This window comes from Yersinia sp. FDAARGOS_228 (assembly GCF_002073315.2).
Taxonomy (GTDB): Bacteria; Pseudomonadota; Gammaproteobacteria; order Enterobacterales; family Enterobacteriaceae; genus Yersinia; species Yersinia intermedia.
Map to the genome: position 1 here is coordinate 1,001,717 of NZ_CP020409.2, position 13,613 is coordinate 1,015,329.

Below are 13,613 nucleotides of genomic sequence, written 5' to 3' on the forward strand. Positions count from 1 at the left end.
TGAAAATTGGCCAATATTGCAGCACGAAATAAAAGAGTTAATTGCTATTCTACCTACGACTGCTGTGTGGGGGAAACGTTAAACCTTTGTTGACTGAATTCACAATAGAAACCAGCATCGTGCGCGTGTTGCTGTTCAGGGGAAAGTGATAGACTTGCAAACTATTATCTTATTTATGCAAACCCGAAGTCATAAGGGTAAAGCCATGATTAAACCGCGAGGAGTGTAGTCGCAAATGGCAAAAGAAAAAAAACGTGGGTTTTTTTCCTGGCTGGGCCTTGGCCGTCAGAATGAAGAACAACCAACAGAGCCATTGGCTACTGAAAAAGAAAGTGTTGCTGAGCATGCTGAAGAGCAAGCCATCAGTGAGAAACAGATTGAGATAGCATCTGAGCATCTGCCTGTTGAGGTAGAAGAGCATGTCACTGTCGCACCGGGTGAATGGGATAGTGCGGTTGTCAGTGAAGCCGCGTCTGAAATTCTCCCTGAGCTGGATACAGAGCCCACGGCGCGGGTTGCTGACGAACCGATAGATTTATCTTCAGATCCTCAGTATTTACAACATCATTTCTCACAACATGAGAATGAAGACGATAATGTTGCTCAATGGGATGAAGGCACCGTCAGTGCGCCAGAACTGCCGTTGACAGACGATAACCTTGTTCTCGATATCCCTGTACCACCAGCTATGGTGGAAGAGCGCAGGGGCGAGGTTAGCGACGAAACAGTAGCAATTGAAGAAGAAATCGAAGACGAATTTGAGTCACAAGAAGAGCTTGAAGCGGTAAACGAAATCGCGCCGGTAGCGGTTCAGGAGCAAGAACGCCCAACCAAAGAAGGTTTCTTTGCACGTTTAAAACGCAGCTTACTTAAAACCAAGCAGAATCTTGGTTCAGGTTTTCTGGGGCTGTTCAGTGGTAAGAAAATCGACGACGATCTGTTTGAAGAGCTGGAAGAACAGCTCCTGATCGCCGACGTTGGTGTCGAAACTACCCGTAAAATCATTACTTCCCTGACTGAACATGCCAGCCGTAAGCAGCTAAAAGATGCCGAAGCGTTGTATGGCAAGCTTAAAGAGGAAATGTCTGAAATTCTGTCTAAAGTAGACAAGCCATTGGATGTCAGCGGTAAAAATCCCTTTGTTATCTTAATGGTTGGCGTCAATGGTGTGGGTAAAACTACCACCATCGGAAAACTGGCACGTCAATTCCAGGCTGAAGGTAAATCTGTCATGCTGGCTGCGGGTGATACTTTCCGTGCGGCTGCGGTAGAACAACTGCAAGTTTGGGGGGATCGTAACAAGATTGCTGTAGTGGCACAGCATACCGGTGCAGACTCTGCTTCGGTGATTTTCGATGCTATTCAGGCAGCTAAAGCCCGAGGCATTGATGTGCTGCTAGCGGACACTGCCGGGCGCTTGCAAAATAAAGCTCACCTGATGGAAGAGTTGAAGAAGATTGTCCGAGTGATGAAAAAGCTGGACGGCGACGCCCCTCATGAGGTTATGCTGACGTTAGATGCCAGTACCGGACAAAATGCGGTGAGTCAGGCGAAACTGTTTAATGAAGCCGTCGGTCTGACCGGAATTACTCTGACTAAACTGGATGGCACCGCCAAGGGCGGGGTGATTTTTGCCATCGCAGATCAGTTCGGAATCCCAATCCGTTATATCGGTGTTGGGGAAGGTATAGAAGATTTGCGGCCATTTAAGGCTGACGATTTTATTGAGGCTCTTTTTGCCCGAGAGGACTAATACGGATGATTCGCTTTGAACAGGTCAGTAAAGCTTATCTGGGCGGACGACAGGCGCTCCAAGGGGTCGATTTTCATCTGCGCCCAGCGGAAATGGCGTTTCTGACCGGCCATTCCGGTGCAGGGAAAAGTACCCTGCTGAAACTGATTTGTGGTATCGAGCGCCCCAGTGCCGGTCATATCTGGTTTGGCGGTCACGATATCAGTCGGTTGAAAAACCGTGAAGTGCCTTTCCTGCGCCGCCAGATCGGGATGATCTTCCAGGATCACCACCTGCTGTTGGACAGAACGGTATATGACAATGTTGCTATGCCATTGATTATCGCTGGTGCCAGCACTGAAGATATTCGCCGCAGGGTGTCCGCAGCACTGGATAAAGTGGGGTTGCTGGATAAGGCGAAAAATCTCCCAATTCAGCTTTCCGGCGGTGAACAACAGCGTGTGGGCATTGCACGGGCGGTAGTGAATAAACCGGCAGTATTACTGGCTGATGAACCGACGGGTAACCTGGATGATGCGTTATCCGAAGGTATTTTGCGTTTGTTTGAAGAATTTAACCGTGTGGGCGTTACCGTGTTGATGGCAACCCACGATACGTCGTTGATTGCCCGGCGGCATTACCCGATTCTGACGTTGAGTCAGGGGCGGATGTCAGGAGCGCATCATGGCAAGTAACGCACAGAAAGCAAAAACCAAGGCGCTAAAAGGCGGTTGGCGTGAACAGTGGCGCTATTCATGGGTTAATGCCATTGCCGATATGATGCGCCAGCCATTGGCGACGCTGCTAACGGTGATGGTGATTGCCATTTCGTTAACGCTACCAAGCGTATGCTATATCGTATGGAAGAACGTCAGTCAGGCAGCAGACCAATGGTACCCAACCCCACAACTGACGGTCTATTTAGATAAAGCACTGGATGATAACGCGGCTGAGAACGTGGTGACTGCGCTGAAAGCGGAAGCGGGTGTGGAGAAGGTTAATTATCTGTCGCGGGAAGAAGCGATGGGTGAGTTCCGCAACTGGTCCGGTTTTGGTGGGGCACTGGATATGCTGGAAGAAAATCCGCTGCCTGCTGTTGCCATCATCACACCGAAGTTAGATTTCCAAAGCTCAGGAACGCTGGATACTTTGCGTGATCGGGTCAGTAAAGTTGAAGGGGTGGCTGAAGTCCGTATGGATGATAGCTGGTTTGCCCGTTTGGCAGCGTTGACCGGTCTGGTCGGGCAGGTCGCGGCTATGATTGGCATTTTGATGGTGGTTGCCGTGTTCTTGGTAATTGGTAACAGTGTGCGTCTAAGTATCTTTAGTCGCCGCGATACCATCAATGTTATGAAGCTGATTGGTGCGACTGATGGGTTCATTCTCCGGCCTTTCCTGAACGGTGGGGCAATGCTTGGATTTGGTGGTGCAGTGTTATCGCTTGCCCTATCTGAAGGGCTGGTATGGAAGCTTGGCTCGGTGGTTACGCAGGTAGCGGCGGTGTTCGGTACCCAATTTACCTTACATGGTTTGAGCTGGGATGAGTGCCTGTTGTTGGTATTGATCTCCGCCATGATCGGCTGGATTGCAGCGTGGCTGGCAACAGTTCAACATTTACGTCGATTTACACCGCAGTAAAGAATGTTTGTTATACTCTTTCCCTGTGGTGTTGAGCTAAAGCAGGGAAAGAGGTATTTGCCGCAGTGTGTTCCATCTACTCTCCCTGATACGCTTGACCGGTTATCTGCGAAGATCCATAGTCAAAAAGTGTGATCCAGTATGAACTTTTACGGCAATAACCAGTCGAATAACACAGTGAAATGATAATGCGCCCAGCGCTTGAATCTGTTTAAGCAGATGCTAAAATATCTGCGCTGAGACAAAACTGCACTAAACATGCAATGAGAGGGTTTTGAATGACCAAAGAAATGCAAACTTTAGCCTTAGTACCCCAAGGTAGTCTGGAAGCCTATATTCGGGCCGCCAACGCCTATCCAATGCTGACCGCAGAGGAAGAACGGGAGCTGGCTGAACGGCTGCATTACCAGGGCGATCTGGGGGCGGCTAAACAGCTTATCCTGTCTCACCTGCGCTTTGTCGCTCATGTTGCCCGCAACTATTCTGGGTATGGTTTGCCACAGGCTGACCTTATTCAGGAAGGTAATATTGGCTTGATGAAAGCGGTTCGCCGTTTTAACCCTGAGGTCGGGGTGCGTCTGGTGTCCTTCGCGGTACACTGGATCAAAGCAGAAATTCACGAATATGTTCTGCGTAACTGGCGAATTGTCAAAGTCGCAACCACCAAAGCTCAACGTAAATTGTTCTTCAACCTGCGTAAAACCAAGCAGCGTCTGGGCTGGTTTAATCAGGATGAAGTCGAGCTGGTTGCCAAAGAACTGGGTGTAACCAGTAAAGATGTTCGCGAGATGGAATCACGCATGTCCGCACAGGATATGACATTCGATCCATCTCCCGATGACGAAGCACGTGATGGCCAATCCATGGCACCGGTCCTGTATTTACAGGATAAAACCTCTGATTTTGCTGATGGCATCGAAGAGGATAACTGGGATAACCATGCGGCAGATAAACTGTCTTATGCGTTGGAAGGATTGGACGAGCGGAGCCAGCATATTATTCGCGCCCGTTGGTTGGACGATGACAACAAGTCAACGTTGCAGGAGTTGGCCGATCAGTATGGTGTGTCTGCTGAACGTGTGCGTCAGCTTGAAAAGAACGCGATGAAAAAATTACGCATGGCGATTGAAGCCTAATACATAGACCCAAAACCATTAGCATTACAGTTAAACACTACTGCGATGTTAGCTATAAACGGGATATGGCGTAACATGAAGGGCGATATTATTTATTAATGTCGCCCTTTTGCTTGTTCGGTACCCACCATCAACAAAATTTATTTAGCAAAAGCCGCTTTATCTAGCAAAACCAAATGAGCTGAGATCGCTATTTTATTGATACTGGCTATTTGTGCCAGCCTTGTGTGCCACGGCTAAAACCGCAGGCGTGCATAAAACTATCCATCGCCTCATATTGTTCCGCTATAACCTGCTCATCCTTAAGTTGCCAGTGCTGTACTGTCGGTAATTGGCGCTGCGTTTCTTCGATCAAATATAATCCCACGCCACGGCGACGAGTCACCTCTCTGACATACAAATCCTGAAACTCAGCTTGTTGGCCATTTACAGTGATTTTGACTGCGCCTAATAAACGTTCATTAAAACGCGCACCAAACAGCGGCTTACTATCGTTAATCCACTGCTGCCAGAGTGTTGGCTGCTGTTCAGGCCAGATTTTCGCTAAATCGATAAGATCCTGATGAGTAAGGGTTGTTAATCGTTCAATAGTCAGTTTCATCGTCGAGAGACCATAAAAAAGTAAGGTAATGGGGCTGTGGTTTATTGTACTAGATCACAGAGCAGAGCGTTGTGTAAGTTTTTCTGTACGTTCACGGCGGAAAATGTTTTTTCACTACTGCATTTTCCGAGTTTTACCGGAGTAAAAGATCACATAACCAGCACAACCCACTATCATTTGAGTAAAACCCATTCAATTTAATCCTAATTTTATGCTGTTTACACCGCTTGTTTCTGCTTGTCTGAGTTGATTTACAGCATAAAACTCCTGTTTAATGACATGAAAAATAAAGTCTTATTAGAAAAATCCATTACTTTTGAGACTAAATCATTATTACTTATGAATAAAACGTTAAATTCGATAAAACGTTAAGGCCGACACAACAAGCACGTTCACAATGACAGATGGGGAATTCGCGGATGAAATTAACAAAAGGTAAAGTGTTGCTGGCTGGGTGTATAGCAATGGCGATGAGCCACTCTGTACTGGCTAAAGACATTAAAGTCGCCATCGTTGGCGCGATGTCAGGCCCGGTTGCCCAATACGGTGACATGGAATTTACCGGCGCACGTCAGGCTATTGCTGATATCAATGCTAAAGGTGGAATCAAAGGCGATAAACTGGTTGGCGTGGAATACGATGACGCTTGCGACCCGAAACAAGCTGTCGCCGTCGCCAACAAAGTCATTAACGACGGTATTCGTTATGTTATCGGCCATCTGTGCTCTTCTTCAACTCAGCCTGCTTCAGATATTTATGAAGATGAAGGCGTGATTATGATCACTCCTGCTGCAACCAATGCCGATCTAACCACGCGTGGTTACAAAATGATCATGCGCACCACTGGTTTAGATTCTGATCAAGGTCCAACTGCAGCTAAATATATCCTTGAAACTATCAAGCCTAAACGTATTGCCGTGGTACACGATAAGCAGCAGTACGGAGAAGGTTTGGCGCGTTCTGTACGTGACAGCTTGAAAAAGCAAGGTACCGAAGCTGTGCTGTTTGAAGGTGTGACTGCGGGTGATAAAGATTTCTCCACGCTGGTTGCTCGTTTGAAGAAAGAGAATGTCGATTTCGTCTACTTTGGTGGTTACTACCCAGAGATGGGTCAGATCCTACGTCAGGCGAAGCAAGCAGGCCTGACAGCTCGTTTTATGGGGCCAGAGGGCGTTGGTAACTCCTCACTATCTAATATCGCTGGTGACGCTTCTGAAGGCATGCTGGTGACATTACCGAAACGTTATGATCAAGTGCCAACTAACCAACCTATTGTTGACGCGCTGAAAGCCAAGAAACTTGACCCAACCGGTCCGTTTGTTTGGACAACCTATGCTGCGTTGCAATCGCTAACCACCGCGATGGAACGTAGCGGTAGCCAAGAGCCGGCTGATTTAGTCAAAGATCTGAAAACCGGTAAACCGGTTGAAACAGTGATGGGGCCATTGAGTTGGGATGAGAAAGGCGATTTGAAAGGGTTTGAATTCGGTATTTTTGAATGGCACGCAGATGGCTCTTCAACTGCGGTCAAATAACAATAATATTAGAATCATCAAGTTGTAGGGTTGCTCCCACAGCAACCCGGCCCCTTTTACCAACTGCATCCCCCCATGTTTCGGGGGGATTTTCCTCTCTGCACACAGTAGATTTGGCGCAGTTGGCTAGGGCAGCCAGGCAAGTGAATCAAAGGGTTAGGGTATGTCAGAGCAGTTTCTTTATTTTCTGCAACAGATGTTCAACGGCGTTACGTTGGGCAGCACGTATGCGCTGATCGCCATTGGTTATACCATGGTGTACGGCATTATCGGCATGATCAACTTTGCTCACGGCGAAGTGTATATGATCGGCAGCTATGTTTCGTTTATCGTGATCGCCGCGTTGATGATGATGGGGATCGACGCTAGCTGGTTATTGATCGGTGCTGCTTTTCTCGTCTCTATCGTGATCGCTAGTGCTTATGGCTGGAGTATTGAACGGGTGGCCTATAAGCCAGTTCGTAGCTCCAAGCGTTTGATCGCACTGATCTCAGCGATTGGGATGTCAATCTTCCTGCAAAACTACGTCAGCCTGACGCAAGGTTCACGGGATTTGGCACTGCCGAGTTTGGTAACCGGGCAATGGACATTGGCGGAAACCAATGGTTTTGCCGCGACCATCAGCACCATGCAGCTGACCATCTGGATAGTCACTTTCTTGGCGATGCTGGCATTAACCTTGTTTATCCGCTATTCCCGTATGGGCCGCGCCTGCCGTGCCTGTGCTGAAGACTTAAAAATGGCGAGCCTGCTGGGGATTAATACTGACCGTGTTATCTCGCTGACCTTTGTTATCGGGGCATTGATGGCCGCCGTGGCGGGTGTTTTGCTCGGTCAATTCTATGGGGTTATCAACCCATATATTGGTTTTATGGCCGGTATGAAAGCCTTCACCGCAGCCGTATTGGGTGGTATTGGTAGTATTCCTGGTGCGATGATCGGTGGTTTGATTCTGGGGGTGGCTGAAGCATTAACTTCTGCTTATCTAAGCACTGAATACAAAGATGCAGTTTCATTCGCATTGCTGATTGTGGTGCTGCTTGTTATGCCTACTGGGATCTTAGGCCGTCCAGAGGTTGAAAAAGTATGAAACAGCTCAACTTCGTTAACGCCATTATTTCCAGTTTTGTGCTATTCGTCCTCGCCTCGTTTGTGATGGGATTGCAGTTGCAGTTAGACGGTACCAAACTCATCGTACAAGGGGTGGCCGAAGTCCGCTGGTTGTGGATCGGTGCGGGTTGCATCGTGGTGTTTTTCTTCCAACTGGTGCGACCGTATATCCAGCAAGGGATTAAAAAAGTCTCTGGTCCAGCATGGGTATTGCCTAGTTTTGATGGCACCACCCCCCGCCAAAAGCTATTAGCCGCCGCAATTATTATCGCTGCAATCGCCTGGCCGTTTCTGGTATCCCGAGGTTCAGTAGATATTGCGACCCTGACGTTGATTTATGTCATGTTGGGGCTGGGATTGAACGTTGTCGTGGGGCTATCTGGTCTGTTGGTGCTGGGCTACGGCGGATTCTACGCCATTGGTGCTTATACCTATGCGCTGCTGAATCACTATTACGGTTTAGGCTTTTGGGAAAGTTTACCGTTGGCTGGCATAGTCGCGGCTCTGTCTGGTTTCTTATTGGGCTTCCCGGTGTTGCGCTTGCGTGGGGATTATCTGGCGATTGTCACTTTGGGTTTCGGTGAAATTGTGCGTATTTTGCTACTCAATAATACGGAAATCACCGGTGGTCCGAATGGGATTAGCCAAATTCCGAAACCAACATTGTTTGGTTTGGAGTTTAGTCGCACTGCGAAGGATGGCGGTTGGGATACCTTCCACAACTTCTTTGGCCTGACTTATGATCCAAGTGACCGTATCATTTTCTTGTATATGGTGGCGCTGTTATTGGTGATCCTGACCCTATTTGTGATCAACAGACTGCTGCGTATGCCGCTGGGCCGGGCATGGGAAGCATTGCGTGAAGATGAAATAGCCTGCCGCTCATTGGGCCTCAGCCCAACCAAAATCAAGCTGACTGCATTTACTATCAGCGCCGCTTTTGCTGGTTTTGCCGGTACGCTGTTTGCCGCTCGACAGGGTTTTGTTAGCCCCGAATCTTTCACCTTTGTTGAATCGGCTTTCGTGCTAGCGATTGTGGTGTTAGGTGGGATGGGGTCGCAGTTCGCTGTCATCCTGGCGGCGGTATTGCTAGTGGTTTCGCGGGAATTAATGCGTGACCTCAATGCTTACAGTATGTTGCTGTTAGGTGCATTGATGGTGTTGATGATGATTTGGCGTCCACAAGGGTTGCTGCCAATGAAACGGCCACAGCTAAAGCTGAAAGTAGCAGAGATAAAAGCTAAAAAAGGGGAGCAGGTATGAATACGCAACCTTTGTTAGCGGTTGAAGGACTGTCAATGCGTTTTGGCGGGTTACTGGCGGTGAACAACGTGGGTCTGACTCTCAATCAGGGTGAAATTGTCTCGCTGATTGGCCCTAATGGGGCAGGTAAGACCACAATTTTTAACTGCCTAACCGGTTTTTACCGCCCGACTGGTGGCACGATTAAGTTACGTGATCGTCATCTTGAAGGGCTACCTGGCCAGATGATTGCCCGAATGGGGGTGATTCGTACTTTCCAGCATGTGCGTCTGTTCCGTGAAATGACGGTGGTAGAGAACCTGTTAGTGGCTCAGCATCAGCACCTTAAAAGTGGAGTTTTTGCCGGTTTGCTGAAAACTCCCGGTTTTCGGCGTGCTGAGGCCGATGCGTTGGAACGTGCAGCCACTTGGTTGGAGCGTGTCGGCCTATTAGAGCTGGCAAACCGACAGGCGGGGAATCTAGCCTATGGTCAGCAGCGCCGTCTGGAAATTGCCCGCTGCATGGTGACTCGTCCTGAGCTATTGATGCTAGATGAACCCGCTGCAGGATTGAATCCCAAAGAGACCGATGAACTGAATCAGTTGATTATGGAGTTACGTGACCAACACCAAGTCTCGGTATTGTTAATCGAGCATGATATGAAACTGGTGATGGGAATTTCGGATCGCATTTATGTGGTCAATCAGGGAACGCCGTTAGCTCAAGGCACACCTGCCGAAATCCGTAATAACCCGGACGTTATCCGGGCCTATTTAGGTGAATAACTTATTTTTAAGTAAAAGTATTTTTGGGTAAATAAAAAGCGGGCGAGGCATAAACATAACATGTTGTCATTTAATAACGTTTCAGCCCATTACGGCAAAATTCAGGCATTGCATCAGGTTAGCCTACATATTCAACAAGGCGAGATCGTCACACTGATTGGTGCCAACGGTGCGGGTAAAACCACACTGTTGGGCACATTGTGTGGTGAGCCTCGTGCGACCGAGGGCAGTATTGTTTTTGGCGAGCAGAATATTACTGACTGGCAGACCGCACGCATTATGCGTGAGGCAATTGCGATTGTACCTGAAGGCCGTCGGGTGTTTTCCCGTATGACGGTTGAAGAAAATTTGGCGATGGGGGGATTTTTCGCTGATCGTCAGCAATATCAGCAACGTATCGAACGGGTTTATGATTTATTTCCACGGTTGTTTGAACGGCGAGTGCAGCGAGCGGGCACGATGTCTGGTGGCGAACAACAGATGTTGGCAATTGGCCGCGCGCTGATGAGCCAACCGAAGTTGCTGTTGTTGGATGAGCCTTCATTAGGATTAGCACCGATAATTATTCTGCAAATATTTGATACTATTCAACAATTACGGGAAGAAGGGATGACCATTTTCCTCGTTGAGCAGAACGCGAATCAGGCTTTGAAATTAGCAGATCGTGGGTATGTACTGGAGAATGGCCGCATCGTTCTGGAAGATACGGGTGCTGCGTTGTTGGCTAATGAAGCGGTGCGTTCAGCCTATCTGGGCGGTTAAACCGCCATTTTTATTTATGAAGGCCCGTTGCCGGGCCTTAGTTATTAGCTAATCATAAAGCTATTTTCTGGTTTCTAGCTGTTCGGCATCATGCCTGTGGTGTAATAGTGAAATTAAGTGTATCGCTATAACTTCCTTTATCGGTTGTCCTGGTATTATAAAGCCGTATGCGAGGAGCCCAGCACATCTCACCGTCATTATCATTTCTCAATTGAATAAACTTTTTCTCCTTTGGTAGTACAAAGTTTGCCGTATTACCTTCCAGGTTTTGAAACTCTACGGTATAACCGATAGTTTTATCACTCACCGCTTCCTTTAACTGAAAATGCGCGGTGTTTGCAGCTAATCCATTTCGGTTCGTGGCACTAATCATATAACGCGTCTGTTGAATTCCAGTGGTGCGATAGCGGATACAAAAGCGATTACCTGCTGGATTAATCAATGGTGCGTGTACGCTTTTCCCTTTAGTGCTGCGCTCAATTTTCTCAAGTAATTCATCTAAATCGAAAGACTTTAATTGCCATGTTTTTGCGTCCATACGAAATTTAGGATCAATTTTTAGGGCTTCTGGTGCCACGTCTGCCTGAGGATTAAAGAGTGTGCATTGTTTGCCATTTTGACCAAAGGAAACGCCATTAGATGACATCAATGAGTGATATTGCCCTTTGTAATGGAGCACGCCGCCTACCGTTGCACCAATTCTGATATCCTTGAGAGCATGTGCGGGAACCTTGAATGAAACATAGTAATATCTTTTGTCAAAGGGTGATGACTTGTGATCACGATTGAACTGTATTTCCTGAGTATTATCATTCGAGCCTGAGGGTGTTGCACCATTGAGCGAGAGATTAGCGATATCTTTAAATTGAATATTGAAATCTCGTGAACCATCAGCTTTATAGAAATAAAGTGACAGGAGCGCACGCCGGTTAGGTAACCCTATATTTTTCATCTCATCAGGTGGAATACCGAGTAGTCTTCCCCACGCCAACATATATTTCCCATTTATCGTTGTTCCTGATGGAGAATAGAGATCTTTCACTATAATCGCCCGAAAAGAAACCTCCACGCTGTTATCATCATTTAGTTTTATTTCACAGTTCGAATATTGTTGTGTTTAGGGATAAAAATAGAGATTTGCCATAGCTACAGGTTGTATTATTAGCAACATTATTCCCATAAGGAATAGTCTGTATTTAACATTCACTTGATTATCTCTCCATGACTATCAGTTAGTTATTTCAGCTATTCGTTTCAAATATTAATGTTAGCTGCCCGTGATATTTCCCAGCGGAATTTGGCCCACTGGGCGCTAATGCTGAAATATGTAATATATAGTCGGTGTTGGTTTGGCGGGTTTTACCTTGGGCCACGTTGAATGCCTCAGGGATGGTTGATAACACACGCAGGTTGGCGTGATCCGTACCCCAGCGCACTTGCGCGGGAGAGAACGCCTGATCTGCTCCCGCCCGCGCAGTAGAATGTCGAGTAAGTATCAGTGGGTTTTTCACCGAAATTCGAAACCCTTCTTGCCTGCGTAGCTTGACGGTTACTGGGAGTTCCTTTTGATACAGCAAGTGATTTTCCGGGCTACTTTCCAGCTTTATACTGCTATACCAACCTCCTTGTGGTTTTTCAACCTCGATCCTGGGGTGTGCTGTTACTTCTAATCTTACATCGATATTCCCCAGTGGAATCGAATCGGCCCTGACCTGTAAGGGGAGTAATAGGAATAGGGCGATTATTTTGATGATATTCATAATGTTCCTTATCTTTACCCTGCGATACATCGCAAGTTGAAGGGCTTATCCTCGATCATTCCTCGTACATCACTGACCGACAGTTGTCGGCGTTGGTCGGGATAGAGATTAAAGCCCTCTATATCCTGTTCCTGGGTTTTCAACTGACGCCACTGTAGGCGGGTGTTACCGGTATTTTGCAACTCCACCCTCCCGTCAATACAGCGGTGGGCCCACAGGGGTTGCGGTGATGCAGCCAGATGCCTGACCAAGCCCATATAACTTAATTGCACCCCCAACACGGCAGTATGACCACCTGTAACTTGCAGATTATTAACCGGTACTACCGCGAGTCGATATACCTGCTCTTTATCTGGCGTGCTAAGAGCTTTAAGAAATATTCTCCCACTCTGTTTTGGTCCCAGGGTTAGTTTTGCCGGTGAGGCAAACAGCGCAGGTTGTGGCTGTTCACCTACCGAGGTTAGTGATTCTTGTTCTGGTGACTCACCTGGGTTATTAAGTTGGTACAGTTGCACGGCCACGTACTCAGGGTCTAAACCGTAATTAGTCACGGTCACCACCGTATTTTCCTGCTCTATTTCCAGCACATGTGGCTGAATATCTATGGCACTGAAAACAGAGAGCGGCAGGAGGCTAGTCGCAATGAACAGTAAACGTTTCATTATCTACCTTACCGCTAAGTTGTTTGGTTGACAGGGTGATGGGTGTTCCGGGATATAGATTAAGACTATCCGTCTTGTCGCTGGAGTTCAGTTGCTCAAATTTGCTATGAACCGTACCGGTAGAGGTAAGCATGAGATGACCGCTCGACAGACATTTATGTTGCCAGCGACGAACCTGTGCAGTTAAAGGGGGCACATGATGAATCAATACACCATAACCAATACTGATGGTCATAGGAGCATGGATTTTATTTTTGTCCTCATGGCTCCCGAGAGCTTTGATATCGACTACAGGGTTGATATACAGCCGATACAGCGTTTCCTGAGTCGGAGATTTTAAGGGCAATAGCTTAATATTACGCTTCTGCTTCGGCCCTAAAGTGATCCGGTTGGGGTTAAAAATCATTTCAGGCCGCGAGATATCACTTATCAATGTTTTCTGTTCAGGATTTACTCCAGGGTTATCCACCCGTTGCAATGTGATCTCCAGATACAACGGCTTATCACCGTTGTTATAGACCTGAATTGCCTTGTGTTGATCCAGAGCCTCCACTGTGGTGCGGGTAGGGACTGCCACTAACTGCGCATAAGTGGTGCTAATCGGTGCCAACAAGAAGGCGAGAGTAAAGAATAAATAGGTATATTTCATA

General features: G+C 47.4%; 13 protein-coding genes and 1 pseudogene. 9 read left to right on the forward strand and 5 right to left on the reverse strand.

All coding sequences use genetic code 11. The features are described 5' to 3' along the window. Window positions 1-235: 235 nt before the first annotated feature. The 4 genes from ftsY (at window position 236) to rpoH (ending at window position 4,506) form a co-directional block, all read left to right on the forward strand. Window positions 236-1,753 (forward strand): signal recognition particle-docking protein FtsY, encoded by a 1,518-nt coding sequence (gene ftsY, locus A6J67_RS04575; protein WP_050073982.1) that lies wholly within the window; start codon window positions 236-238, stop codon window positions 1,751-1,753. Window positions 1,754-1,758: 5 nt separating this feature from the next. After that, complete coding sequence (ftsE, locus tag A6J67_RS04580) at window positions 1,759-2,427, forward strand: cell division ATP-binding protein FtsE (protein ID WP_005187957.1); 669 nt, start codon at window positions 1,759-1,761, stop codon at window positions 2,425-2,427. Then, window positions 2,417-3,370 (forward strand): permease-like cell division protein FtsX, encoded by a 954-nt coding sequence (gene ftsX, locus A6J67_RS04585; RefSeq protein ID WP_032906888.1) that lies wholly within the window; start codon window positions 2,417-2,419, stop codon window positions 3,368-3,370. The genes ftsE and ftsX overlap by 11 nt, the downstream gene beginning before the upstream one ends. Before the next feature lie 278 nt (window positions 3,371-3,648). Beyond that, window positions 3,649-4,506, forward strand: coding sequence for an RNA polymerase sigma factor RpoH (gene rpoH, locus A6J67_RS04590; RefSeq protein WP_004391342.1), 858 nt, complete (start codon window positions 3,649-3,651; stop codon window positions 4,504-4,506). A 208-nt stretch (window positions 4,507-4,714) separates the two neighbouring features. Here the strand turns inward: rpoH and panM are convergent, their stop codons facing one another. After that, window positions 4,715-5,107: an aspartate 1-decarboxylase autocleavage activator PanM gene (panM, locus tag A6J67_RS04595; RefSeq protein ID WP_005187951.1), complete on the reverse strand. Its 393-nt coding sequence runs from the start codon at window positions 5,105-5,107 to the stop codon at window positions 4,715-4,717. A gap of 419 nt (window positions 5,108-5,526) precedes the next feature. On the opposite strand from panM, the gene A6J67_RS04600 reads away from it, so the two are divergent. The 5 genes from A6J67_RS04600 to livF all read left to right on the forward strand — a co-directional run bounded on the left by A6J67_RS04600 (window position 5,527) and on the right by livF (window position 10,541). Next, window positions 5,527-6,642 carry a branched-chain amino acid ABC transporter substrate-binding protein gene (locus tag A6J67_RS04600; RefSeq protein WP_005187945.1) on the forward strand — a complete coding sequence of 372 codons (1,116 nt, stop codon included), beginning with the start codon at window positions 5,527-5,529 and terminating at the stop codon, window positions 6,640-6,642. Window positions 6,643-6,805: 163 nt separating this feature from the next. Then, window positions 6,806-7,732, forward strand: coding sequence for a high-affinity branched-chain amino acid ABC transporter permease LivH (gene livH / locus A6J67_RS04605; protein WP_005187943.1), 927 nt, complete (start codon window positions 6,806-6,808; stop codon window positions 7,730-7,732). Then, a complete protein-coding gene (locus A6J67_RS04610) occupies window positions 7,729-9,015 on the forward strand; it encodes a high-affinity branched-chain amino acid ABC transporter permease LivM (RefSeq protein WP_050297681.1) in 1,287 nt (428 codons plus the stop codon). Before livH ends, A6J67_RS04610 begins: the two co-directional genes overlap by 4 nt. Beyond that, the gene (livG, locus tag A6J67_RS04615) at window positions 9,012-9,779 is read left to right on the forward strand and encodes a high-affinity branched-chain amino acid ABC transporter ATP-binding protein LivG (RefSeq protein ID WP_042568945.1); all 768 of its coding nucleotides are present in this window, start codon (window positions 9,012-9,014) and stop codon (window positions 9,777-9,779) included. Before A6J67_RS04610 ends, livG begins: the two co-directional genes overlap by 4 nt. A 60-nt stretch (window positions 9,780-9,839) precedes the next feature. Further along, window positions 9,840-10,541 (forward strand): high-affinity branched-chain amino acid ABC transporter ATP-binding protein LivF, encoded by a 702-nt coding sequence (gene livF / locus A6J67_RS04620; RefSeq protein WP_005187933.1) that lies wholly within the window; start codon window positions 9,840-9,842, stop codon window positions 10,539-10,541. 88 nt (window positions 10,542-10,629) lie between these two features. On the opposite strand, the pseudogene A6J67_RS04625 reads toward livF, so the two are convergent. The 4 genes and pseudogenes from A6J67_RS04625 to A6J67_RS04640 form a co-directional block, all read right to left on the reverse strand. Continuing rightward, a pseudogene (locus A6J67_RS04625) lies at window positions 10,630-11,748 on the reverse strand (hypothetical protein). Between the two features lie 34 nt (window positions 11,749-11,782). Further along, window positions 11,783-12,301 carry a hypothetical protein gene (locus A6J67_RS04630; protein WP_042568946.1) on the reverse strand — a complete coding sequence of 173 codons (519 nt, stop codon included), beginning with the start codon at window positions 12,299-12,301 and terminating at the stop codon, window positions 11,783-11,785. 14 nt (window positions 12,302-12,315) lie between these two features. Then, window positions 12,316-12,963: a hypothetical protein gene (locus A6J67_RS04635; protein ID WP_050297682.1), complete on the reverse strand. Its 648-nt coding sequence runs from the start codon at window positions 12,961-12,963 to the stop codon at window positions 12,316-12,318. Then, on the reverse strand, window positions 12,935-13,612 hold the full coding sequence (locus A6J67_RS04640; protein ID WP_050297683.1) for a fimbria/pilus periplasmic chaperone: 678 nt from the start codon (window positions 13,610-13,612) through the stop codon (window positions 12,935-12,937). Before A6J67_RS04640 ends, A6J67_RS04635 begins: the two co-directional genes overlap by 29 nt. Between the last annotated feature and the right edge of the window lies 1 nt (window position 13,613).